This is a genomic window from Actinomyces culturomici, assembly GCF_900499005.1.
Lineage (GTDB): Bacteria > Actinomycetota > Actinomycetes > Actinomycetales > Actinomycetaceae > Pauljensenia > Pauljensenia culturomici.
Window position 1 is genome coordinate 168,429 of sequence record NZ_LS991317.1, and the last position, 21,452, is coordinate 189,880.

20 protein-coding genes, 1 tRNA gene, 3 pseudogenes and 1 riboswitch are annotated in these 21,452 nt (G+C 68.5%); of the genes and pseudogenes, 14 read left to right on the plus strand and 10 right to left on the minus strand.

Going from position 1 to position 21,452, the window contains the following annotated elements; genetic code table 11:
• Window positions 1-15 precede the first annotated feature (15 nt).
• The 3 genes from DY157_RS07785 (at window position 16) to DY157_RS07795 (ending at window position 3,314) form a co-directional block, all read left to right on the plus strand.
• Entirely contained in the window at window positions 16-1,041 is a 1,026-nt protein-coding gene (locus DY157_RS07785) for a hypothetical protein (RefSeq protein WP_175578450.1), read from the plus strand.
• Window positions 1,042-1,096: 55 nt separating this feature from the next.
• On the plus strand, window positions 1,097-2,437 hold the full coding sequence (locus tag DY157_RS07790; RefSeq protein WP_115728096.1) for a hypothetical protein: 1,341 nt from the start codon (window positions 1,097-1,099) through the stop codon (window positions 2,435-2,437).
• 193 nt (window positions 2,438-2,630) lie between these two features.
• The gene (locus DY157_RS07795; RefSeq protein WP_115728097.1) at window positions 2,631-3,314 is read left to right on the plus strand and encodes a Crp/Fnr family transcriptional regulator; all 684 of its coding nucleotides are present in this window, start codon (window positions 2,631-2,633) and stop codon (window positions 3,312-3,314) included.
• A gap of 117 nt (window positions 3,315-3,431) precedes the next feature.
• Here the strand turns inward: DY157_RS07795 and DY157_RS07800 are convergent, their stop codons facing one another.
• Window positions 3,432-3,593 (minus strand): DUF4177 domain-containing protein, encoded by a 162-nt coding sequence (locus DY157_RS07800; RefSeq protein WP_115728098.1) that lies wholly within the window; start codon window positions 3,591-3,593, stop codon window positions 3,432-3,434.
• A 33-nt stretch (window positions 3,594-3,626) separates the two neighbouring features.
• The gene (locus DY157_RS07805; RefSeq protein ID WP_115728099.1) at window positions 3,627-3,962 is read right to left on the minus strand and encodes a WhiB family transcriptional regulator; all 336 of its coding nucleotides are present in this window, start codon (window positions 3,960-3,962) and stop codon (window positions 3,627-3,629) included.
• Between the two features lie 150 nt (window positions 3,963-4,112).
• Between DY157_RS07805 and DY157_RS07810 the strand changes: the two genes are divergently transcribed.
• The 8 genes and pseudogenes from DY157_RS07810 to DY157_RS11985 all read left to right on the plus strand — a co-directional run bounded on the left by DY157_RS07810 (window position 4,113) and on the right by DY157_RS11985 (window position 12,437).
• The gene (locus DY157_RS07810; RefSeq protein ID WP_115728100.1) at window positions 4,113-6,317 is read left to right on the plus strand and encodes a transglycosylase domain-containing protein; all 2,205 of its coding nucleotides are present in this window, start codon (window positions 4,113-4,115) and stop codon (window positions 6,315-6,317) included.
• An 8-nt stretch (window positions 6,318-6,325) separates the two neighbouring features.
• Window positions 6,326-7,330 carry a metallophosphoesterase gene (locus tag DY157_RS07815; RefSeq protein WP_115728101.1) on the plus strand — a complete coding sequence of 335 codons (1,005 nt, stop codon included), beginning with the start codon at window positions 6,326-6,328 and terminating at the stop codon, window positions 7,328-7,330.
• A gap of 72 nt (window positions 7,331-7,402) precedes the next feature.
• Window positions 7,403-7,476 (plus strand) — tRNA-Pro (locus DY157_RS07820).
• 299 nt (window positions 7,477-7,775) lie between these two features.
• Window positions 7,776-8,892 (plus strand): annotated as a pseudogene (locus tag DY157_RS07825) (IS1249 family transposase).
• A 180-nt stretch (window positions 8,893-9,072) separates the two neighbouring features.
• Window positions 9,073-10,794 (plus strand): ATP-binding protein, encoded by a 1,722-nt coding sequence (locus tag DY157_RS07830; protein WP_115728102.1) that lies wholly within the window; start codon window positions 9,073-9,075, stop codon window positions 10,792-10,794.
• 347 nt (window positions 10,795-11,141) lie between these two features.
• A pseudogene (locus DY157_RS11745) lies at window positions 11,142-11,300 on the plus strand (helix-turn-helix domain-containing protein); the annotation flags it as partial.
• Window positions 11,246-12,142: an IS481 family transposase gene (locus tag DY157_RS07835; RefSeq protein ID WP_235827131.1), complete on the plus strand. Its 897-nt coding sequence runs from the start codon at window positions 11,246-11,248 to the stop codon at window positions 12,140-12,142. The pseudogene DY157_RS11745 and the gene DY157_RS07835, both read left to right, overlap by 55 nt.
• A 13-nt stretch (window positions 12,143-12,155) precedes the next feature.
• Window positions 12,156-12,437, plus strand: coding sequence for an IS3 family transposase (locus DY157_RS11985; RefSeq protein WP_407923472.1), 282 nt, complete (start codon window positions 12,156-12,158; stop codon window positions 12,435-12,437).
• Between the two features lie 224 nt (window positions 12,438-12,661).
• On the opposite strand, the gene DY157_RS07845 is transcribed toward DY157_RS11985, so the two are convergent.
• Complete coding sequence (locus DY157_RS07845) at window positions 12,662-13,198, minus strand: IS1634 family transposase (RefSeq protein WP_328587404.1); 537 nt, start codon at window positions 13,196-13,198, stop codon at window positions 12,662-12,664.
• A pseudogene (locus DY157_RS07850) lies at window positions 13,135-14,473 on the minus strand (IS256 family transposase). The gene DY157_RS07845 and the pseudogene DY157_RS07850 overlap by 64 nt, the downstream one beginning before the upstream one ends.
• A gap of 59 nt (window positions 14,474-14,532) precedes the next feature.
• On the opposite strand from DY157_RS07850, the gene DY157_RS11760 reads away from it, so the two are divergent.
• Both DY157_RS11760 and DY157_RS07860 read left to right on the plus strand, forming a co-directional pair.
• On the plus strand, window positions 14,533-14,841 hold the full coding sequence (locus tag DY157_RS11760) for a hypothetical protein (RefSeq protein WP_175578451.1): 309 nt from the start codon (window positions 14,533-14,535) through the stop codon (window positions 14,839-14,841).
• A gap of 40 nt (window positions 14,842-14,881) precedes the next feature.
• Window positions 14,882-15,520 (plus strand): malonic semialdehyde reductase, encoded by a 639-nt coding sequence (locus DY157_RS07860; RefSeq protein WP_115728104.1) that lies wholly within the window; start codon window positions 14,882-14,884, stop codon window positions 15,518-15,520.
• A 76-nt stretch (window positions 15,521-15,596) separates the two neighbouring features.
• On the opposite strand, the gene DY157_RS07865 is transcribed toward DY157_RS07860, so the two are convergent.
• Both DY157_RS07865 and DY157_RS07870 read right to left on the minus strand, forming a co-directional pair.
• Entirely contained in the window at window positions 15,597-16,589 is a 993-nt protein-coding gene (locus DY157_RS07865) for a bile acid:sodium symporter family protein (RefSeq protein WP_115728449.1), read from the minus strand.
• Between the two features lie 158 nt (window positions 16,590-16,747).
• Window positions 16,748-17,809, minus strand: coding sequence for a histidinol-phosphate transaminase (locus tag DY157_RS07870; protein WP_115728105.1), 1,062 nt, complete (start codon window positions 17,807-17,809; stop codon window positions 16,748-16,750).
• Between DY157_RS07870 and DY157_RS07875 the strand changes: the two genes are divergently transcribed.
• A complete protein-coding gene (locus tag DY157_RS07875) occupies window positions 17,808-18,320 on the plus strand; it encodes a phage holin family protein (RefSeq protein WP_328587402.1) in 513 nt (170 codons plus the stop codon). The genes DY157_RS07870 and DY157_RS07875 overlap by 2 nt on opposite strands.
• A 126-nt stretch (window positions 18,321-18,446) precedes the next feature.
• On the opposite strand, the gene DY157_RS07880 is transcribed toward DY157_RS07875, so the two are convergent.
• The 4 genes from DY157_RS07880 to thiM all read right to left on the minus strand — a co-directional run bounded on the left by DY157_RS07880 (window position 18,447) and on the right by thiM (window position 21,356).
• Window positions 18,447-19,094, minus strand: coding sequence for a TenA family protein (locus DY157_RS07880; RefSeq protein WP_115728106.1), 648 nt, complete (start codon window positions 19,092-19,094; stop codon window positions 18,447-18,449).
• Window positions 19,091-19,897, minus strand: coding sequence for a bifunctional hydroxymethylpyrimidine kinase/phosphomethylpyrimidine kinase (gene thiD / locus DY157_RS07885; RefSeq protein WP_115728107.1), 807 nt, complete (start codon window positions 19,895-19,897; stop codon window positions 19,091-19,093). The genes DY157_RS07880 and thiD overlap by 4 nt, the downstream gene beginning before the upstream one ends.
• Window positions 19,894-20,556: a thiamine phosphate synthase gene (gene thiE / locus DY157_RS07890; RefSeq protein WP_115728108.1), complete on the minus strand. Its 663-nt coding sequence runs from the start codon at window positions 20,554-20,556 to the stop codon at window positions 19,894-19,896. The genes thiD and thiE overlap by 4 nt, the downstream gene beginning before the upstream one ends.
• The gene (gene thiM / locus DY157_RS07895; protein WP_115728109.1) at window positions 20,553-21,356 is read right to left on the minus strand and encodes a hydroxyethylthiazole kinase; all 804 of its coding nucleotides are present in this window, start codon (window positions 21,354-21,356) and stop codon (window positions 20,553-20,555) included. Before thiM ends, thiE begins: the two co-directional genes overlap by 4 nt.
• A riboswitch (TPP riboswitch) is annotated at window positions 21,346-21,433 on the minus strand. Its footprint overlaps the gene before it by 11 nt.
• Window positions 21,434-21,452: the final 19 nt, after the last annotated feature.

The following is a 21,452-nucleotide window of genomic DNA, read 5'->3' on the forward strand; positions in this document are numbered from 1 at the left end:
TGCCATACTGGGGGCATGCCGACACCGTCGCCCCTCGACTCGCCGCACGCGCGCAGCGGGATCTTCGCCCTCGTCTTCGCGCCCGCCGCCCTCGTGCTCCTCGGGTCCTCGATGGCGGACGTCCAGGCGCAAACGGCGATCGGCCAGCCCCTCGCCTCCGTCGAGGGCCTCATCGGGATGGTCCTCGCGGCCGTCCTCCTCGCCCTCGTCTCGATGAACTGCGACGAGTCGCCGGCGGGCATGATCGTCGCCTTCGCCGTCTCGATCGCCGTCGGCGCCGCCCAGAACGCCGGCCTCCTCGCGATCCCGATCCTCCAGGCCTCCTCCATCGACGGCGCGGACATGAGCGCCGCCGTCACGTGGAGCCTCTACCCCCTCGCGGTCGCCGTCGTCATCGGCGGAGCCGCCCTCGCCCTCGTCCTCGCCTCCCGATCCACCGCCGATTCGCCGGCCGGGGCGCCGCTGCGCGCGATCCTCGAGCACCGCCACGCGTGGGTCGCCTCCCTCGCGCTGCCCGCAGCCTTCGTCGCGGTCCTCCTCCTCATCCGGGCGGCGCCGAACGACACGACCGGCGTCGCGACCGCCGGCCTCTCCGCACTCCACTCGCCCGAGGCCGGGGACTGGCTGCTCGCCCTCGCCGCCGCCGGCCTCCTCGGGCTCGTCGCCCTCATGAGCCCCTTCTCCCTCACCGGCCCGCAGGCCGCCTCCTGGGTCCTCATGGTCCTGCCCGGCTACATGCTCCTCCCCCTGTGGTCGTCGATCACCGGCGCCGTCGTCACCCCGGGCCCCTCGAGGGGGACGTCCGTCGCCCTCGCCGCCCCCGTGGTCGCCGCCCTCGGCCTCGTCCTCGGAACGACGACGATCGGGGTCTACTGGGCGAGGCTCCGCGCCCTCGCGAGAACCGCCACCGAGGGCGCCGTCGGCGGGGGAATCGTCGACGAGGACGGGGCCCCGGGCCCGACGGCCGAGGAGGGCGGACTCGACGAATCGGCCGAGCCGGCCGGCGCGATCGCCGGAGAATCGCGCCTAGCCGGGGAATGAGCGCGAATCGGCGCCGCGCGGCCGATATCGTGTGCCCACGAGCAGGAGGAGCACCATGTCCGATCAGGAATTCACCGACCGCCGCGAGGACGGGGCCGCGCCCGAGGGCGACGCGCTCACCCTTGATCCGAGCTTCAGCTTCGAGCCCGTCGCCGACGGCGGCTCCGACGCGCTCCCGCCCGAGCCCGAGGCGGTCGCGGAGACCGCGCCCGCGGGCCGGGGCCTCGAACCCTCGGTGAGCTCCGGCGCCCCGACCGAGAACGCGGACGCCCCCGCCGAAGAGGAGCCCGCTCCGGTCGACGCCGACTCGCCCGCGGCGCCCTCGGCCGACGACCCCTCGGAGACGATGTGGGCGGCCGTCCGCGACCGCGGCCGCGTCCTCACCGGAGAAGAGGTCGAGCTGCCCGGAGAAACGACCGCCGCCGACGACATCATCGGCGAGCCCTCCCCCGTCGACACCGGCCAGATCGAGCCCGTCACCCTCGGCCCCCACACGACGACGATCCCCGTGATGACCGGCGAGGTCCCCGTCGTCGCCGACGCCTACGCCGACCCGACGCCCACCCCGCGCGACGTCCTCGCCCACCGCTCCGACGCCGAGCCCTCGGCGGCCCCGGCCGAGCCGGCCGTCGAGGAGACGACCCTCCTGCCGAACGACCTCGAGGAGACGACCGTCCAGCGCCGCTCCTTCCTCGCCGCCCCCGCCCCCGAGGCGGAGCCCGAGCTCGAGGCCTCATGGAAGCCCCGCGAGGAGCCCGTCGACCGGGCCTTCGTCCCCGCGACCCCCCGTTCGCTCGACGACGCCCTCTTCGAGGGCGCGACCCTCATGGCCGAGGTCCCCTCGCGCACCGGCGCCCACTGGGGCTCCCTCATCGGCCACCTGCTCCTCGTGCCCCTCGCATGGTTCCTTCTCGCCGACGCGGGCGCCCGCCTCACCCTCGCCGACGGCTCGGCGATGACGACCGGCGTCTTCTCCCCCCTCGGAGTCGGCGAGCTCCTCATCGGGATCCTCGTCCTCCTCGTCCTGCTCCTCCTCGCCCGCAAGTCCTCGCTCGGACCGTGGTTCTCCGGCGTCCTCACCGCGATCGCCGGACTCCCCTGGCTCGTCGTCCCCGGACTCACCGCGAACGCCGTCCTCCCCTACCTGCGGTGGCTCGACGGATGGAACGCCTTCGGCGCGAACCTCTCCCACCACCTCCAGGCGTCCGGCTACTCCGGACGACTCCTCCTCCTCGGACTCGCCCTCATCGGCGCCGGCATCCTCTCTCACTCCGTCCGCCGCATCGGGCGCAAGGAGGAGGCGCTGCGCGCCGAGGTCGAGAAGGTCAACCCGGTCGGCGCCCACTTCACGGCCCGCGCCCGCCGCAAGGCCGAGAAGGCCGCCGGCCTGCGCTGAAACCCCCTCCCCACGACGCGTCGGAATCCCCCGGATTCCGACGCGTCGTCGCGCGAACCCCCGACGGCGGCGCCGAAGGGGGCATAATGTGCAGTGATTCACCGTCCCCGGGCGCGCCGCGCCCCGCGGTGAAGACCGACCCAGGCCCACCGGGTGACACCGGGGCCATGAGCAGAACGGAGCTCGCGCCCACATGATCGGCGACGGAAACTTCATCAGCCAGGTCCCGCTCTTCGGGGGCCTCGACGAGGCCCAGCAGGTCTCGCTCCAGCAGAAGATGGGACACACGACGCTCCGCCGCGGCGAGACCCTCTTCGACGAGGGCGACCTCGGCGACCGCCTCTACATCGTCACCGAGGGGAAGGTGAAGCTCGGCCACACCTCGAACGACGGCCGCGAATCCCTCCTCGCGGTCCTCGGCCCCGGCGAGATCATCGGCGAGCTCACGCTCTTCGATCCGGGTCCGCGGTCGACCACCGCGACCGCCGTCTCCCCGGCGTCGCTCCTCTTCCTCGAGCACGAGGACCTCATGGAGATCCTCGACACCAACCCGACGCTCGCGAAGCACATGCTGAAGGCGCTCGCCCAGCGCCTGCGCCGGACCAACGAGTCGCTCTCCGACCTCGTGTTCTCCGACGTCCCCGGCCGCGTCGCCAAGGCCCTCCTCGACCTCGCAGACCGCTTCGGCACGGCGACCGACAAGGGCGTCCACGTCCCCCACGACCTCACCCAGGAGGAGCTCGCCCAGCTCGTCGGCGCCTCCCGCGAGACCGTCAACAAGTCGCTCGCCGACTTCGTGTCCCGCGGCTGGATCCGCCTCGAGGGGCGCGCCGTCACCCTCCTCGACGTCGACCGGCTCGCGCGCCGCGCGCGCTGAACGGGCGCTCAACGAGACGGGGAGGGCCCGGGAACCTCGGTTCCCGGGCCCTCCCCCTTTCGTCTTCTCCGGCCGCCCCGCCTCCGCGCAGCGGCCCCGCCCTCGTCGATCCGGAAGTCAGGACTCCTTCGGGCGCTTGAGGTAGGCGACGAGGTTGTCCCCACCGTTCGGTCCGGGGATCACCTGGACGAGCTCCCACCCGTCCGCTCCCCACTGGTCGAGGATCACCTTCGTCGCGTGCGTGAGCAGCGGAATGGTCGCGTATTCCCAAGTCGTCATGGCGCCGATCCTAATGGCGTGCGGCCGCGCCCGTCATCCCCTGACGTGCGCGAGGACGCGCGGCACCTTCGGCGCGCGGATCTCGACGGCCAGCGGATCGCTCGACTCCTCGAGCCACTCGCGCCAGTTCGTCACCTCCGAGTAGTGGCGGAGCATCGCGCGGCGCTCGCGCTCCGTCAGACCTCCCCACACTCCGAAATTCGCCTCGGAATCGAGGGCGTCGGCGAGGCACTCGAGCCTCACCTCGCACTGCAGGCAGCGGAGGCGGACCTGCCTCTGCGTGGCCCCCTGGACGAAGAGCGCATCGGGTTCGTAGGACGCGCACAGCGCCTTCGCCACCCAGCTCTGGTCATCGTCGACACTCGTCATGGGATGCTTCTCCAAATCGCTCGCCAATGAGCTTTCATATGTGACGATACACACAATTAGAGAGGAAGTACAAACCGGAACGATCGGCTACGACGCCCCTCACAGGCGCCGTCCAGCTCCCCGCGGAACCCCATTGCGTATTCTGGACCCATGTCGCACTCCCACCCGCGTCTCGTCAGCCCCGCCCAGCTCGTGGCGCTGCTCATCGCGTTCGTCTCCGTGTCCGCCCTCATCGGCGTCCTCGGAGCAGGAATGCTCGTGCCGCTGACGGGATCGGCGGCCATCGCGGCGAAGTCCGTCCCCTCGATCTTCAACGACCTCCCCTCCGACATCCAGGTCGTCGAACCCGCCGAGGAGTCCCAGATGCTCGACGCCAACGGCGGCGTCATCGCGCGCTTCTACGACAAGCAGCGCATCGTCGTCCCCTCGGCGAACATCGCGGACATCATGAAGAAGGCCATCGTCGCCATCGAGGACAAGCGCTTCTACGAGCACAACGGCGTCGACGCGACCGGCATCGCCCGCGCTTTCGTCAACAACCTCTCCGACTCGGGCACCCAGGGCGCCTCCACGATCACCCAGCAGTACGTCCGCAACGCCCTCCAGGAGAAGGGCTACCTCGAGGGCGACGCCGATCAGGTGACCGCGGCGACCGAGCAGACGACCGCCCGCAAGCTCCGCGAGATCAAGTACGCGCTCGCCCTCGAGCGGAAGATGAGCAAGGACGACATCCTCGCCGGCTACCTCAACATCGCCCCCTTCGGCCCGATCACCTACGGCGTCGAGGCGGCCTCGCAGCGCTACTTCTCGAAGTCCGCGTCCGAGCTCAACTACCTCGAGGCCGCCCTCCTGGCCGGCCTCGTCCAGTCCCCCGTCGAATACGACCCGCTCTCCTACCCCGACGCCGCCCAGACCCGACGCGACACGGTCCTCGGCGTCATGCTCGAACAGGGCGTCATCACCCAGGAGGAGTACGACGCCGGCGTCGCGACTCCCATCGCCGACATGCTCCACCCCGGCGCCACCGCCGAGGGCTGCACTGGCGCCCGCGAGAACTACGGCTACTTCTGCGACTTCGTCATCGCCCAGTTCCTCGCCGACTCGACCTACGGCGAGACGGCGGCGGCCCGCGAGCACCTCCTCAAGACCGGCGGCCTCACGATCCGCACGACGATCGACCCGACGAAGCAGGACGCCGCCTTCCAGTCGCTGACGAGCGCGATCCCCGACTCCGACCCGTCCGGCGTCGACGACGCCCTCGTCTCCCTCGATCCGTCGACCGGGTCGATCCTCGCGATGTCGCAGAACACCGCGTACGGCGTCGACGCCGGCCAGACGATGAGCAACTACGCCGCCGACGGCCAATTCCAGATCGGATCGACCTTCAAGGTCTTCACCCTCGCCGAGTGGTTCAAGGAAGGGCACACCGCCTACGAGTCGGTCGGCTCCACGAACCGCAACTACCCCGCCTACTCCTTCACCTGCGGCGGCAAGGCGATCTACACCGAGCCCTGGAAGGTCGAGGACCTCGCCGGCAAGGACGGCGCGATGAACGTCATCCGCGCGACCGGGCTCTCCGTCAACCAGGCGTTCGTCAACATGGCCTCACGCCTCGACTTCTGCCAGATCTTCCAGACCGCGGCGGACATGGGGATCACGAAGAGCGACGGCTCCGTCATCGACTCCGTCCCCGCGAACATCATCGGCTCCTCCTCGGCCTCGCCCCTCGACGTCGCGCGCGCCTTCGCCGTGTTCGACAACGGCGGCAAGCTCTGCGAGCCGATGTCGATGTCGAGCGTCACCGACCGCGACGAGAACACGCTGAAGGAGTACCAGGCGAACTGCAAGGAGGTCCTCGACCAGACCGTCGCCGATCAGGTCGCGACCCTCCTCACCGCCTCCGCGGGCCAGTACTACACCTCGACCCGCCTCGCCGACGGCAGGCCGTTCGCCGCGAAGTCCGGCACGACGGACTACTCGGCGAACACGTGGCTCACCGGCTTCACGCCCTCTCTCGTCACCTCCACGTGGGTCGGTCACGCCGACTCCTCGACGACGCCGGTCCGCGACGTCGTCATCAACGGCGTCTACTACCAGGCGATCTACGGCGAGACCTTCGTCGGCCAGAACATCTGGGCGCCCTACATGTCCGCCGCCCTCGCCGGAACTCCCGTCGATGCGATGCCGAGCGCCTACATCGGCACGCCGGCCCCCGTGAAGAGGCAGACGACGAGCAGGGACACGAATTCGGACACCGCCGGCCAGAACGACTCGGCGAACTCCGACACTCAGACGACCACCCCCAGCGACCAGGGCAACGGGAACGCTGGCGGCGACGGGAACGGACAGGGTTAGGAGCCTCGATGACGTCGGCACCGCTTCCACTCGGACTCGAGGTCCTCGCGGACCAGCCCTCGCTCGCGCCGCGCGGCCTCGTCGCGACCGGACGCGCCCTCGGGATCGCGGGCGCCGTCCTCACCGGCGTCGGCGCCGCCTCCCTCGCCTGGGGCTCCCTCGAGCGGCGGCTGCCGGTCCTGCGCCGTCTCACGATCGACGTCCCCGCGCACCGCGGCATCGCCCCGCTGTCGATCCTCCACGTCTCCGACCTCCACCTCTATCCGGGTCAGGAGTTCCTCGTCGACTTCCTCCACGAGGTCGCGGCGGCCGAACGGATCGATCTCGTCGTCTCGACCGGCGACAACTTCGGGCTCGCCGAGGGGCTCGAACTCGTCGAGGCCGCCTACGAGCCGCTCCTCGACCTCCCGGGCGTCTTCGTCCTCGGATCGAACGACTACTACTCGGCCCGTCGGAAGGCCTGGGGGAGCTACCTCCTCGGCGCCTCGAAGCCGCCGACGCGGACCATCCCCGACATCCCCTGGACGGCGATGACGAAGCGCTTCCGCGACGCCGGCTGGCTCGATCTCTCGAATCGGGCGGGCGCCCTCTCCGTCCCCCTCCGCGGCGAGTCCGGCGGCGAGCAGGTCGTCTCCTTCCTCGGCACCGACGACGCCCATATCAACCGCGATCGCATCGTCGACCCTGAGGCCCAATGGGCGTCCGACTCGACCCTGCGCCTCGGCGTCACGCACGCCCCCTACACCCGAGTCCTCAACGCGATGACGACCGCGGGCGCCGACCTCGTCCTCGCCGGCCACACGCACGGCGGCCAGATCGGCATCCCCGGCTTCGGCGCGATCATCACGAACTGCGACATCGACCGCCGCTACGCGAAGGGCCTCCACCGGTGGACCTCCGGAACGCGGACCTCCCTCCTCCACGTCTCCGCCGGTCTCGGCACGTCCCCCTTCGCGCCGATCCGGATCGCGACCCGCCCCGAGGCGACCCTCCTCACGATTCGCTCCGTGTGACGGATCCGGCATCCGAGCGGCCGATCCGATTTGGGAGGCCGACCCCGCGCCCGCTATACTTCAACAGTCGCACGGGGTGTGGCGCAGTTTGGTAGCGCGCTTCGTTCGGGACGAAGAGGTCGTGGGTTCAAATCCCGCCACCCCGACTCATGTGCGAGCCCCCGGCATCACGGATGCCGGGGGCTTCGTCTCTCCGGCTCCCCGCCGCGTCCTCGTCGATGTTCACGAGGGCGGGGCCGGGCGCCGTCGAAAGGAGAAGGAGGGTTAAAGGACACCTCGTGTTGGTCTGACTGGGACTTTTCGTTGTGCTGGTGCGGGAAAGTCTGGGTTTTAGTTGGTGGCGGCCAACTATGAGGGTGGACAGAATCTGTTGGTCTGATCGGGGTTTTTCGGCTCTGTGGTGCGGGAAAGTCCGGGTTTTAGTTGGGTGTGTTTGCCTCTCGGGGTGAATACTGCTTCGTGCCCTGTGTGTGGTGGTCGGATGACGCGTCATGGGAAGACGTCAGCTGGACGGCAGCGGTGGAGGTGTACGGCCTGCAATGTCACCGGTCTGAATGAGATTGACGCGTCGGCCAAGCACCTGGGCGAGTTCCTTTCCTGGTTGCTCAGCGGGGCCCGTCAGGCGGATATGCCTGGGGGCGGGAGGTCGTTTCGGCGGCGGTGCCAGCACCTGTGGGAGGTCTGGCCTTTCGCTCCCGTGGTCGATGAGGTGCACGAGGTCGTGTTCGTCGACGGGATTCATCTGGGCCGCAAGGCGGTCGTGGTGATCGCCCAGACGCGTGAGCATGTGGTGGGCAGGTCATGTGGCCAGGACGGAGAACTCGCGCGCCTGGGAGGCCCTCATGAGCAGGATCGCCCCTCCGGAGCTGGTGGTCACCGATGGGGGGAGCGGGTTCGAGAAGGCGCGTAAGAAGATCTGGCCGGATTCGCGGGTGCAGCGGTGCACGTTTCACGCGTTTTCGAAGGTGAAGGAAGCGACAACGACCCGTCCGAAGCTGCCTGCGTCCAAAGAGCTGTACGCCCTGGGCAAGCAGCTCATTCGCGTCACCGACATTTCGCAGGCCGAGGCGTGGGTGGAGGACTACAGGGGGTGGTGTGAGCGGTGGGAGGTGTTCCTCGCCGAGAAGACGCCCAGAGACGATGGCGGGTGGGAGTACACGCATGAGCGGCTCGTGCGCGCCCGTAACAGCCTGAACCGGCTACTGGCGAGGGGCGTGTTGTTCACGTTCTGCGACCCCACCTGGGGGCAGGCGATGCCGGCGATGAACAACCAGATCGAAGGAGCCACGAACGCGCCCCTGCGCCAAATGCTGCGCGACCACCGGGGGATGCGGCTCACGCGCAGGATCAAGGCGATCTTCTGGTGGTGCTACATGCACACGGAACGCCCCTTGCCGGCCGCTCAGATCCTGAAAGTCATGCCCACCGACACCCAGATCGAACAGGCCTGGCAACAGGCCTCACGCGACCACCCCGCCGCCGGCATCATCCCCCAATGGGGAGACGCCATCGCCTGGCACGAACTCCACCACCACAGCCCCTACCGCACCGACTGGGACTAGACCCGACCAACACATTTTGTCCTATAACCCGTTTTTTGCGGCTCGTTTCGATGCTGGAGCGTCGCTTGTCGGGCCAGCCGCTGTGCATGGGGCTGTCAGTGATATGCAGTCAGATCCTCACTGTATTCAGTGACATGCCTCAGTGTGTACAGTGACGTCTCACTTGACTACAGTGAAGCCATGAGTGAAGAAGCGGTGCTTGCCGCCATCGCACTAGTTCGTGAGCTGGGTCGCGAGACTGCCCAAATTGAGGTGAAGGCTTGTGAAACGAAGCTTTCCAAATCGGTGTGGGAGAGTGTCTCTGCATTCGCAAACACAAGTGGAGGGATCGTCATCCTCGGTCTAAGTGAGGAGACGAACTTTTCTCCTGTGCCTGGCTTTGCGGCTCAGCGGATCTTCACAGCCCTTCTAGATGGCCTACGCGAAGGACAAGGCCAAAAGGTGAATCCAATCCCTGGGGCGATGCCAGAGATCATAAGGATTGATGGTGCATACGTCGTGGCGCTCGAGATTGAAGCAATGGTGGAGGATCCGAGTCGCAACCTCCCGTGCTATGTGGTCCAGCAGGGCATTCAGGCGGGTTCCTATCGTCGAGTCGATGATCGGGATGAACGGCTCTCTGCCTATGAGATCTATGCCTTGCAGACTCGCCACAACGGGCCCCAAGACGTAGACCGTCAGCCAGTGGATGGTGCAGCGATCTCGGACTTGTCTGAGAGCCTCGTTGATCGAATGCTTGCCCGGCAACGCGATTCTGGCTCGAAGATGTTCGATGGGATTGGCTCGGGCGATCGCCTTCTTGCCCTCAGGCGATTGAGTGTGGTGAGGGGAGAGCATGACCAGCCAACCTTGGCAGGTCTCCTTGCAATGGGGATCTATCCTCAGCAGTTTTTCCCGCAGCTCACTGTTGATGTCAGTGTTCATCCATTGACCGAAAAGGCTGCTGCGGACGGAGTTCGATTCGTTGATCGCAAGCAGTGTGACGGGGCGCTGCCTGATGTTGTCGAGTCCGCGGTAGCAACGGTCGCGCGACACCTCAGGACCATGCGCATAGTGGATGGGGTCGCCGGTTCTGACGAATTGGAGATTCCAGCTGAAGTTCTCCGTGAAGCAATCGCGAATGCGGTTGCACACCGTGACTATTCCGAGCGCGCGCAGAGTCGTCAGGTCTCAGTCGATGTATATCCGGATCGGGTTGAGATAACGAGTCCGGGTGGCTTTTGGGGCACTCGGACGGCGGAGAATATCGCTGAGGGCGTCTCTGACTCGCGGAATCGTGTGCTCTCGGCACTACTGACAAAGGTTCCTCGCTCCAGTGGTGAAGGGACAGTTGCAGAGAATGCGGGAACAGGCGTCTTGAAGATGATCGCCCTCATGAAACAGAAGGGGCTCCGAGCTCCGGACTACAGCAAATCGAGTCTGTCTTCCGTCGTCCTGAGCCTCTACAGGTTCGGCCTAATCGATCCGGGAATGGCGGCTTGGCTCCGAGGCCTACCTGGGGGGCCTCGATCGCATGTCGAGGACTCTGCCCTCGCGATCGCGAAGAGTCGAGGTCAGGTGAAGGTCGGCGACCTGAAACGAGAACTTGGGCTTGATTCCGATGATGCGCGCGCAGTTCTGTGCAAGCTGCTAGATGAGAAACTTCTCGAGGGCAATCTCGACGGGCCCTTGTATGTTAGTGAAAGAGCAGTTGGGGGGCTAACCGCGGCCCAGCGAGATGTTCTGGCGGTTCTCGACCCGAGTGTGGAACTTTCGATCAGAGACATTGCTGAGAAGACTGGGCGAAGTGTTGGCGCGTTGAGGGTACAGATGCGGGATCTTGTCGCAATGGGACTCGTCGCTGCCACGGCGCCCGCAACGAGCCGCAATCGCCGTTATCTGCGTGCCGAAAGAGATCGCTGAGAATGGTGGGTGGTTGAGGTTGACCTCTCGCATGTTCCCGAGGTGGTCAATGATTGATGCCGCCTGGATGAGCGACTACAGGATCGAGTGGTCCGTGCTCCAGCCGCAACGTGCAGCTCGAAGTGCTCGACGTCTAGTGAATGGGTGAGCAGGAAGAACTGGGTGATTCGATTGGAGGTCGGGAGGCGGGGACGATTCTTCGGGCGATGGAGGCCGAATAAGCATATGGCCCTCTTCTGTCATTTCTAGGTGTACTTCCTCGGGAGGTTGTGAACGGCGTGGATAGGTGAAGGCCTCCTTGGCAGGATGTGGGTTACCACACTCGCAACCTGTACAAGGAGGCCTTCGTGACACACGCTCATGCACCGTTGACGCCGGAGGGAAGGTGCCGCCTTGCTGTTCTTGTCGTCGATCAGGGCTGGTCCCTGCGGCGCGCGGCCGAACGGTTCGGATGCTCGCCGGCAACGGTCAAGCGGTGGGTGGACCGGTATCGGGCGGGCGCGCCCCTTTCCGGCCGGTCCTCCCGCCCCCATCACTGCCCCACCCGCCTGCCCAAGCGCGTCGAGCGGCGCATCATCGCCTTGCGTTTCACTCGCCACTGGGCCCGCATCGCATCGCCTACCACCTGCATTTGGCCCGCTCCACGGTCGGGCGGGTCCTGAACCGCTACCACATGCCGCTCCTCGCGCACGTCGACCGGGCCACAGGGCTCGCGGTGCGCAAACCCCGGCCGGTGCGCTACGAGAGGCCCCGTCCGGGTGATCTGGTCCATGTGGACATCAAGAAGCTCGGCCGCATCCCCGACGGCGGCGGCTGGCGTGTTCACGGTCGCGGATCGGCCCAGGACCGCGCCGCGGGCGCGGCCCGCGACAGGGCCGCGAGGAAAGGAGCCTCAGGGGCGCGCGGCTACCGGTACCTGCACCACGCGGTCGACGATTACTCCCGGGTCGCGTACTCCGAGATCCTCGACGATGAGACCAAGGCGACGGCCGCGGGCTTTTGGAAGCGGGCGGCTGCTTTCTTCTCCGAAGCGGGGATCAGTGTGCGCGAAGTGCTCACCGACAACGGGTCCTGCTACCGGTCGCACGTGTTCAACAGGGCGCTCACAGACGCGGTGAAACACCGGTACACCAGGCCCTACCGCCCCCAAACGAACGGCAAGGTCGAACGCTTCAACCGCACTCTCGCCGCCGAATGGGCCTACGCGCGCCCCTACACCAGCGAAACCGAACGCGAAGCCGCCTACACGCACTGGCTCCACACCTACAATCACCACCGACCCCACACCGGCATCAAAGGCCAAACCCCCGCACAACGCGTTCACAACCTCACGGGGAAGTACACCTAGCGCCGGCATCACGATCGCCCCATCCACCGTCTACGCGGCCAGGACCCGCCCGCCCTCACCACGCGCCAGGCGCGACGAGGTCCTCAAGGACGAGATCCGTGCCGTGCATGCTGAGAACTACTCGGCGTTCGGGGCCCGCAAGATGCACGTCATGCTGAACCGGCCCGTGGTCGCTGAGCGCCACGGGCAGGGGCACGTGGCCCGCTGCACGATCGAGCGCCTCATGCGCTGCCTGGGGCTGCGGGGTATCCGGCGGGCCAAGGACGCCCCACACGACGCGCTCTGCGCCGCGTGAGCAGTGCCCCGCGGACCTCGTGGACCGCCACTTCTCGGCCTTGCGCCCCAATGAGCTGTGGGTCGCCGACATCACCTACGTCCGAACGTTCTCGGGGTGGGTGTGTCGCATTCGTCACCGACGTAAACTCGCGTCGGATCGTGGGCTGGCAGACCTCCACCAGCCTTTACACCGACCTGGCGCTGGGCGCCNGACCTGACTCGTGCAGTTTAAGTGACCCAGATTTATGGTGTGGGGTCGATGTGGAGGCTGGTGAGGATTCTTCGGGCGGTGTCGTTGAGGGGGTCTGCGGCGGTGGCGGTGTGGTTGCCGATTCGTATGGTGATTTCTTGGAGGGGACGCAGGGTCCGCACGAGGTTCTTGATGCTCATTCCGGTTCTGGTCTGAAGGTGGCGTGCGACGGCGAGGGCGGTGATGACGACGGTCAGGTGTGCTTCGATGGCGTCGCGTGTGTGGTGGAAGACCGGCCTGGCTTTGAGGTCGGTTTTGCTCATGCGGAAGGACTGCTCCACATGCCACAGATCGTGGTACGAGGTGATCACCTCCGAGGCGGGCATGAGGTGTTTGGGGATGTTGGTGACGTAGCCCTTCAATCCCACGAGCATTCGCGCCCGCTCAATACCCTTTTCGTCGATGCTGGCTGATCCGCGGGCTTGGGCGACGAAGGAGCTTGTCAATTGTTTTGTGTAAGCGGTGGTTAGAGATAGGGGGTGATGCGTTCGGGGTAGGCGGCGGCGAGTTGGGCGAGGGCTTGTTTCCAGTTGGTGGTGAGGCGGCCTTCGACGAGCCGGTTGGTCGCGCGCCGGGAGGGTTTGCTGGTGGGGGTTGTGGCGCGTTCGGCGGCTCTGCGGTCTTCGATGTTGCAGATCGCCAGCCACAGCAGCTTCACGGCCGCCGCGTCGGAGGGGAAGTGGCCCCGGTTCTTGGTGACTTTGCGCAGCTGGTAGTTCAAGGATTCGATGGCGTTGGTCGTGTACAAGACGCGCCGGAGCATGGGCGGGAAGGCGAGGAAGGGCGTGAACCGTTCCCAGGCGCGCTGCCAGGTGCTCAGGGCGTCAGGGTACTTGTCCGCCCATCCGGCGGCGAACTCGGCGAGGGCGTCCAAGGCGGCGTCCTCGTTGACCGCGGTGTAGACGGGTTTGAGGGCGGCGGCGACCTTCCTTGCGATCCTGGTAGGCGACGAACCTCATCGAGGAGCGGATCAGGTGGACGACGCAGGTCTGGACCATCGAGTCGGGCCAGGTCGCCTCCACCGCCTCAGGAAGGCCTGCCAGCCCGTCGCAGCACACGAACAGGACGTCCCTGACTCCCCGGTTGGCGAGCTCGGCGCACACGTGCGCCCAGAAGGAAGCTCCCTCTTCGGACTGGATCCAGATCCCCAGCACGTGCTTGACGCCGTCCATGTCGACCCCGACCGCCAAGTGGGCCGCCCGGTTCGACACCCTCCCCTGGTCGCGGATCTTCACGCGGATCGCATCCAGGTAGATGATCGGGTAGAACTCGTCCAGGGGGCGCTGCTGCCACTCCATGACGGCATCGCACACGGCGTCGGTGATGGTGCTGATCGTCCCGGCCGACAGCTCCACCCCCAGCGTGGACTCTAGGTGGTGGCGGATCTCGCGCACCGTCATCCCACCGGCGTACAAGCTGATAATCATGGCGTCCAGGCCGTCCATGCGCCGCTGGCCCTTACGCACCAGGCGAGGCGTGAACGTGCCGGCACGGTCGCGGGGGACCTCGATCTCGAAGCTGCCGACCTGCGAGTCGATCACCTTGGTCGAGGTGCCGTTTCGGGCGTTGCCGCGCGCTACCGGCGCCCGCTCGCCCTTCTCGTAGCCCAGATGGTCGGTCAGCTCGGCCTGCAAGCCCCGCTCCAGGGCCTCCTTCAACAACGCCGACAGAAGCCCGTCCGAGCCCGTCAGGGCGACCTGCCCCGAACCGATCTGCTCGAACAAGCCATCCAGACCACCAGAGGCCACCAACGCCTCGATCGCCTCACGACCCGCACCAGCAGAAGCAGTCTTCTCATCAGTCATGGTCATCAGTGTCAGTCCTTCCAAGAGGGCTTACACAAACCATTGAACAGGCTCAGGCGATGCCGGCGATGAACAACCAGATCGAAGGAGCCACGAACGCGCCCCTGCGCCAAATGCTGCGCGACCACCGGGGGATGCGGCTCACGCGCAGGATTAAGGCGATCTTCTGGTGGTGCTACATGCACACGGAACGCCCCTTGCCGGCCGCTCAGATCCTGAAAGTCATGCCCACCGACACCCAGATCGAACAGGCCTGGCAACAGGCCTCACGCGAGCACCCCGCCGCCGGCATCATCCCCCAATGGGGAGACGCCATCGCCTGGCACGAACTCCACCACCACAGCCCCTACCGCACCGACTGGGACTAGACCCGACCAACACATTTTGTCCTATAACCCGAGAAGGACGATGCGCGAAACTCCGGATGACCCCGACGCCCTGGAGGCCGCCGCGGAGCCCGCCGTGCTCGGCGAGGCGGGCGCCGCTCTCCTCTTCACCCGGGCGAGGACCGCCTACGACTTCACGGACGAGCCGGTCTCGGACGCGGACCTCGAGGCGATCCACGATCTCGCGAAATGGGCGCCGACGGCGGTCAACGGCCAGCCCCTGCGGATCGTCGCCGTCCGCTCCCCCGAGGCGAAGGCGCGCCTCCTCCCGCTCCTGCCCCTCGGCAATCGCGAACAGTCGGCGTCCGCGCCGGTGACCCTCGTGCTCGGCGCGGACCTCGCCTTCCACGAGACGCTGACCGACCTGCATCCGCGCGGCGCGAGGTACCGCGACCTCATGCGCGAGGACGCCGGACTGCGCCGCTCCATGGCGATCTCGAGCGCCTACATCCAGGCGGGCTTCCTCATCGAGGCAATCCGGGCGCGCGGATTCGCCGCCGGTCCGATGAGCCCGATGAACGAGGACGCCCTGCGAGACGAGTACTTCCCCGGATCGCAGGTCGAGCCGATCCTCCTCGTCAACCTCGGACGCCCCTCGGCGTCCGCCTTCCAGGAGCGCAATCCGCGGCTCGGCTTCGCGGACGCGTGGACGATTCTCTGATCTCGTCGGCTTCTCATGACGGAGGGGCCGCCGGGCGTGCGCCCGTCGGCCCCTCTCCGCTCGTCGGAGTGACGGCTCAGTCGACCGTGCGACGGCGGTAGATCATGGCGAGGACGGCGCCGGAGAGATTGTGCCAGACGGAGAAGACGGCGCCGGGGAGCGCAGTCTCCGGAGTCGAGGCGAAGTGGGTCGCCGCGAGGGTCGCCGCGAGGCCGGAGTTCTGCATGCCGACCTCGATGGAGATCGTGCGGTTGACCTTCTCGGATCCGCCGGTGAACTTCGAGGCGAAGAAGCCGAGGAGGTAGCCGAGGACGTTGTGGCAGGCGACCACCGCGAGGATGAGGAGGCCCGCGGAGAGGATCTTCGCCGCGGACACGGAGACGACCGCGATGACGACGTAGCAGATGCCGAGGACGGAGATCCACGGCATGGCCGTGAGGAGCGGCTCGACGGCCTTCGCGGCGAAGCGACGGATGAGCAGACCGCCGATGACGGGGATGAGGACCATCTTGACGATGGAGATCGCCATCGCCTTCGCATCGACCGGCATGTAGGCGCCGGCGAGCCAGCCCGTGAGGAGCGGGGTCATGAGCGGCGCGAGGAGCGTCGACACGGAGGTCATCGTCACCGAGAGCGCGACGTCGCCCTTCGAGAGGTACGAGATGACGTTCGAGGAGGTGCCGCCGGGAGCGCAGCCAACGAGGATGACGCCGACGGCGATCGCCGCGGGGAGCTGGAAGACCCAGGTGAGGAGGACCGCGAGGAGCGGCATGATGACGAACTGGGCGATGACGCCGATGAGGACGGGGAGCGGGCGCTTGACGACGAGCTCGAAGTCCGGGAGCGTGAGCGTGAGGCCCATGCCGAACATGATGATGCCGAGCGCGTAGTTCGTGCCCGAGGCGAGCGGCTTGAAGAAGTCGGGCGCGATCATCGCGGCGAGGAAGGCGGCGATGATCATCAGCGGGAAGATCGTCACCGCGATGCGAGCGGAGCGATCCTCCTTGGAGGCGTCGGCGCCCGAGGGCGCGGGATTCTGCGTGTCGGTGTTCTCCGTGGGGATGCTCATGGTTCCGTCGTACACCCGGCATCCAACCGTCGGACAAAGCGTCTCAATAGACGAACCTCCCAAGGGACGCCGAGGACGAGGGCGTTCACCCGCATCCCCTCGATGGAGAAAGGTGATGCTTTCGGCGGGGAAGGCGGGGGTGAGGGACGGGTGGGTGATCAGGGGCGGGTCCGCGAGCTGAGGGTGTCGGCGACGGCGAGGAAGCGGTCGTTCTCCTCGGGCGCGCCGACCGTTACGCGGACGCCCTCGGGGAAGGGCCGGACGACGAGGCCCGCCGCCGCGCACGCCTCGACGAAGTCGGCGCCGAGACCCGGGAGGAAGAAGAAGTTCGCCTGAGTCGTCGGCACCGCGTACCCGAGGCCCCGCAGAGACGCGACGACGCGCTCGCGCTCGGCGATCACCCGCGAGGCGGCCTCGCGCACCCCGTCCTCGTCCGCGATCGACGCGAGGGCGCCCGCCTGCGCGACCGTCGAGACGCCGAAGGGGACGGCGACCGCCTGGATCGCGCCGATGAGCTCCGCGTTCCCGATCGCGTAGCCGACGCGCACCCCCGCGAGCGCGTGGACCTTCGAAAAGGTGCGCAGGACGAGGACGTTGGGGTGGTCCGCGATGAGGGGGACCGCAGTGCGGACAGCCGGATCGGTCGCGAAGTCGATGTAGGCCTCGTCGACGAGGACGAGGGTCGAGTCCGGTACGCGCTCGACGACGTCGGCGATCGTCTCGAAGGCGAGCGCCGGCCCGGTCGGGTTGTTCGGCGAGCAGAGGATGAGGACCGCCGCGTCCTGCGCCTCTCGGACGAGCGCCTCGACGTCGTGGGCCCCGTCCTCGTCGAGCGGGACGGGAACGCCCACCCCGTGGGAGGCGGGGATCGCGATCGGGTACGACTCGAAGGAGCGCCAGGGGTAGACGACGCGCGCGCCGTCCTCGCACACGGCCGACAGCGCCGCGAGGAGCAGCGCGGAGGAGCCCGTCGACACGCAGATCTGGTCGGACGAAACGTCGAATCGTGCGGCGAGCGCCTCGCGCACCGGCGCTGCCGTGAGGTCCGGGTAGCGGTTGACGGTCTCGAGGGCGCGGCGCATCGCGTCGAGGATCCCCTCCGAGGGGGCGTCGGGCATCTCGTTCGACGAGAGCTTGCTCGCGCCGGGCAGCGCCTTGCCGGGCACGTAGCGCGGAAGGGCGCGGACGGCGGATCGGATCGGAACCTGGAGTTCGCTCATGGTCCAGTCCTACCCCACGCGTGGCCCGCTCGCCTCCCGCTTCCCGCGCTTCGAACGGGCGCCGCTCCCGAAGTGCGCCGAACGCCCCGCCCTCGCCGCGGCCCCGCGGATGCGCGACACTGGGGGCATGGAGTTCCTGCTACGACTCGCCGCGACGATGGCCGGCATCTGGGCCGCGACGCGCCTCGTCCCCGATATCCGCTTCGCCGAGGGCACCTCGACGGAGCAGACCGTCCTCGCCCTCGCCGTCATCGCGCTCGTCTTCACGGTCGTCAATTCGTTCGTCAAGCCGATCGTCGCGACGCTCGCGCTGCCGCTCTACATCGTCACCTTCGGGCTCTTCGCCCTCGTGACGAACGCGGCGATGTTCATGCTCACCGGCTGGCTCTCGACGAAGCTCGGCTTCGCGTTCCAGACCGGCGGCTTCTGGTCGTGCGTCGCGGGCGCGATCATCACGGCGATCGTCGCCTCGGTCGTCTCCGGCCTCGTGGGGACGGGCAAGAAGGAGTAGGCGCCTCCTCCTCATCGACGAGGCCGGGGCCGTGCCTCCCATGAGGGAGGCGGACGGGCCCCTCGGTCGGTTCTCGCGCGCGGGGGCGCCCGGCGAATGCTCGCCGGGCGCCCCCGCGCTCCCCGATCAGATCGGCCAGGCCTCCTGGCGCCAGGCGGCGTCCCAGAACATCCACTCGTAGCGGCTCGCGCGCTCGAAGGCGGCGCGCATCCGCTCGCGCTGGGCCGAGGATCCGCTGGCCGCGAGCCTGTCGACGATGGCGCGGGCCCGCGCGGTCTCGGCCGCGAAGGCCGGGTCGGCGTACATGCCGATCCAGTCGCCGTAGGGGTGGCCCTCAAGGTCGCCCGCGCGTGCGAGGAGCGCGTCGCCGACGTCCTGGTAGATCCAGAAGCACGGGAGGACCGCCGTCGCCGCCACCGCGTAGTCGCCCGAGGCGAGGGAGGCGAGGAGGAAGTCCGAGTAGGCGGCGCAGGTCGGCGAGGGCTCCGTCCCCGCGACGACGTCGACGTGGGAGGCGTGGAGGGAGCGCTCGACGAGGATCGCGTTCGCCGCGCACTGCGCCCAGAAGACGAGGTCGTCCGGGTCGTCGCCCATCTGCGCGAGGCCCGCGAGCGCCCGCCCGTAGGCGCCGAGGTAGGCGGCGTCCTGCGCCATGTAGTAGTCGAAGCGCCCCTTCTCCAGCGTCCCGTCGGCGAGGCCCTCGACGAAGGGCAGGTCGTCGATCGCGGCGCGGATCGGGGCGATCCCGGTCCACAGGTCGTCGGTGAAGCTCATCGGTCCTCCTTCGGCCAGAGCGCGTGGAAGTGATGGACGGGGCCGTGCCCGTGGCCGACGCCGAGGGAGTCGGCGGCCGCGATCGCGTTCGTCAGGTAGTCCTTCGCCCCGCGGACCGCGTCGACCCAGTTCTGAGCGCGCGGCCGCAGGGCCGCGATCGCCGAGGAGAGCGTGCAGCCCGTCCCGTGGGTGTTCGCCGTGTCGATCCTCCGGCCCCGGAGAAGCACCGGCCCGTCCTCGTCGATGAAGACGTCGGTCGCCTCGTCGTCGAGGTGACCGCCCTTGACGAGCGCCCGCCGGACCCCGAGGTCGAGGAGGGCGCGCGCCTGCTCGACCATCTCCTCGACGGAAGTCGCGCGCTCGGCGTCGAGGAGGACCGCGGCCTCCGAGAGATTCGGGGTGATGAGGTCGGCGACCGTGCAGAGGCGCCGGACCGCGGCCGTCGCGTCGGGGTCGAGGAGCGGGTCGCCCGAGGTCGCGACCATCACCGGGTCGAGGACCGTGAAGGGGAGGTCGGGGAGGTACTCGCCGACCGCGTCGGCGAGTTCGGCGGTCGCGAGCATGCCGACCTTCGTCGCGTCGGGGCGGATGTCGGCGAGGAGGGTGTCGAGCTGGAGGCGGACGAAGTCGACGGGGACGGCGTGGACGCCTGCGACGCCGAGGGTCGACTGGGCGGTGAGCGCGGTGATGACGGTCATCGCGTAGGCGCCGTTGGCGCTCATCGACTTGAGGTCGGCCTGGATGCCGGCGCCGCCCGAGGGGTCGGAGCCGGCGATCGAGAGGGCGGTGACGGCGCGGGTCATGCCGAGACTCCTTCGTTCCAGGCGGCGAGGAGGTCGGCGGCGGCCGCCCTCGGATCCTCGGCGCAGCAGATCGCGGAGACGACGGCCCCGCCGTCGACGCCGATGCGGGCGAGCTCGGGCATGTCGGCGCGCCCGACGCCGCCGATCGCGACCGAGGGCATGCCGACGATCCCTCTGAGGCGCGCGCAGCCGTCGAATCCGAGGACGTCGGGCGTGTCGGTCTTCGTCGCCGTCGAGCGCAGGACCGAGAGGCCGACGTGGTCGGCGGCGCCCTCGGCGGCGGCGATCCGCGCCTCCTCGTCGGTCCCGATCGACAGGCCGAGGTAGGCGTCCTCGCCGATGAGCGAGCGGACGACGCCGGCGGGCAGGTCGGACTGGCCGACGTGGACGCCGGCGACCGGGGCGCCGAGCGCCCGTGCCGCGAGGAACACGTCGACGCGGTCGTTGACGATGACGGGGACGCGGTCGCCGACGGCGCGCGCGATCTCGAGGACCTCGGCGAGGAAGGGGCCGCCGTCGGAGGTCTTCGCGCGCAGCTGGACGCAGGTCGCGCCGCCCTCGACCGCTTCGACGACGGTCTCGAGGACGGTCCGGCCGGCGCCGGCGCACAGGTCGTCGTCGGTGACGAGGTAGACGCGCAGGTCGGGGGCGGGCCTCATGAGAGCGGGATCCTCTCGAGGTCGGCTCCGGTCACGTTCGCGAGGGCGTCGAGGAAGAGGGGGGCGAAGGTTCCCGGGCCCTTCGCCTCGTCGCGCGCGATCTCGGCGGCCGCGGAGTAGGCGATGTGGCAGGCGGCGACGGAGTCCGCGTCGGCGAGGCCCTTCGTCCGTCCCGCGCCGACGAAGGCGGCGATGACGGCGCCGAGGGCGCAGCCGCCGCCCGTCACGCGGGTGAGGAGCTCGGCCCCGCCGCCGACGCGGACGATCGAGTCGGCGGTGACGATGGCGTCGGTCGCGCCCGAGATGGCGACGACGGAGCCGAAGCGCTCCGCGAGGGAGCGGGCCGCGTCGAGCGCCGCGTCGACCTCGTCGGCGGCGTCGACGCCGCGCCCGCCCGCGCCGGTCCCGGCGAGCGCGATGATCTCCGAGGCGGTGCCGCGCACGACCGTCGGACGAAGCTCGGCGAGCTCGTGGGCGAGGGCGGTCCGGTGGACGAGGGCGCCGACGGCGACCGGGTCGAGGACCCAGGGGACGCCCGCGTCGCTCGCCGCTCGCGCGGCCTCGCGCGACGCCTCGCGCTGCTCGGGCGTCGGGGTGCCGAGGTTGATGAGGAGCCCCGTCGCGATCGACGCGAAGGGGCCGGCCTCGCCGACGATGTCGACCATCGCGGGGGCGGCGCCGATCGCGAGGAGCGCGTTGGCGGTGAAGTTCGTGACGACCGAGTTCGTGATGCAGGAGACCAGGGGCGTGGTCTCCCGAACGGCGTCGAGTGCGGTGCGTGCGGTCGCGTAGTCGATCATGCGACATCCCTTCGTCAGTGCTAACTGGACAGGTTCAACGGGTGTGTTCTCAGCCTGTGGCACCCCGTGTCACGCCGATCACGTTAGCACCCCGCG

What these genes read in the sequence shown, in the direction of transcription:
- DY157_RS07875 (WP_328587402.1), top strand. Translation starts at nt 17,808, where the DNA reads ATGGTCCAGTCCTACCCCACGCGTGGCCCGCTCGCCTCCCGCTTCCCG.
- thiE (WP_115728108.1), bottom strand. Translation starts at nt 20,556, where the DNA reads ATGAGGCCCGCCCCCGACCTGCGCGTCTACCTCGTCACCGACGACGAC.
- DY157_RS07870 (WP_115728105.1), bottom strand. Translation starts at nt 17,809, where the DNA reads ATGAGCGAACTCCAGGTTCCGATCCGATCCGCCGTCCGCGCCCTTCCG.
- DY157_RS07880 (WP_115728106.1), bottom strand. Translation starts at nt 19,094, where the DNA reads ATGAGCTTCACCGACGACCTGTGGACCGGGATCGCCCCGATCCGCGCC.
- DY157_RS07785 (WP_175578450.1), top strand. Translation starts at nt 16, where the DNA reads ATGCCGACACCGTCGCCCCTCGACTCGCCGCACGCGCGCAGCGGGATC.
- DY157_RS07795 (WP_115728097.1), top strand. Translation starts at nt 2,631, where the DNA reads ATGATCGGCGACGGAAACTTCATCAGCCAGGTCCCGCTCTTCGGGGGC.
- DY157_RS07835 (WP_235827131.1), top strand. Translation starts at nt 11,246, where the DNA reads ATGCTCGCCGGCAACGGTCAAGCGGTGGGTGGACCGGTATCGGGCGGG.
- DY157_RS07790 (WP_115728096.1), top strand. Translation starts at nt 1,097, where the DNA reads ATGTCCGATCAGGAATTCACCGACCGCCGCGAGGACGGGGCCGCGCCC.
- DY157_RS11760 (WP_175578451.1), top strand. Translation starts at nt 14,533, where the DNA reads ATGCCGGCGATGAACAACCAGATCGAAGGAGCCACGAACGCGCCCCTG.
- DY157_RS07830 (WP_115728102.1), top strand. Translation starts at nt 9,073, where the DNA reads ATGAGTGAAGAAGCGGTGCTTGCCGCCATCGCACTAGTTCGTGAGCTG.
- thiD (WP_115728107.1), bottom strand. Translation starts at nt 19,897, where the DNA reads ATGACCCGCGCCGTCACCGCCCTCTCGATCGCCGGCTCCGACCCCTCG.
- DY157_RS07865 (WP_115728449.1), bottom strand. Translation starts at nt 16,589, where the DNA reads ATGAGCATCCCCACGGAGAACACCGACACGCAGAATCCCGCGCCCTCG.
- DY157_RS07805 (WP_115728099.1), bottom strand. Translation starts at nt 3,962, where the DNA reads ATGACGAGTGTCGACGATGACCAGAGCTGGGTGGCGAAGGCGCTGTGC.
- thiM (WP_115728109.1), bottom strand. Translation starts at nt 21,356, where the DNA reads ATGATCGACTACGCGACCGCACGCACCGCACTCGACGCCGTTCGGGAG.
- DY157_RS07810 (WP_115728100.1), top strand. Translation starts at nt 4,113, where the DNA reads ATGTCGCACTCCCACCCGCGTCTCGTCAGCCCCGCCCAGCTCGTGGCG.
- DY157_RS07800 (WP_115728098.1), bottom strand. Translation starts at nt 3,593, where the DNA reads ATGACGACTTGGGAATACGCGACCATTCCGCTGCTCACGCACGCGACG.
- DY157_RS07860 (WP_115728104.1), top strand. Translation starts at nt 14,882, where the DNA reads ATGCGCGAAACTCCGGATGACCCCGACGCCCTGGAGGCCGCCGCGGAG.
- DY157_RS07815 (WP_115728101.1), top strand. Translation starts at nt 6,326, where the DNA reads ATGACGTCGGCACCGCTTCCACTCGGACTCGAGGTCCTCGCGGACCAG.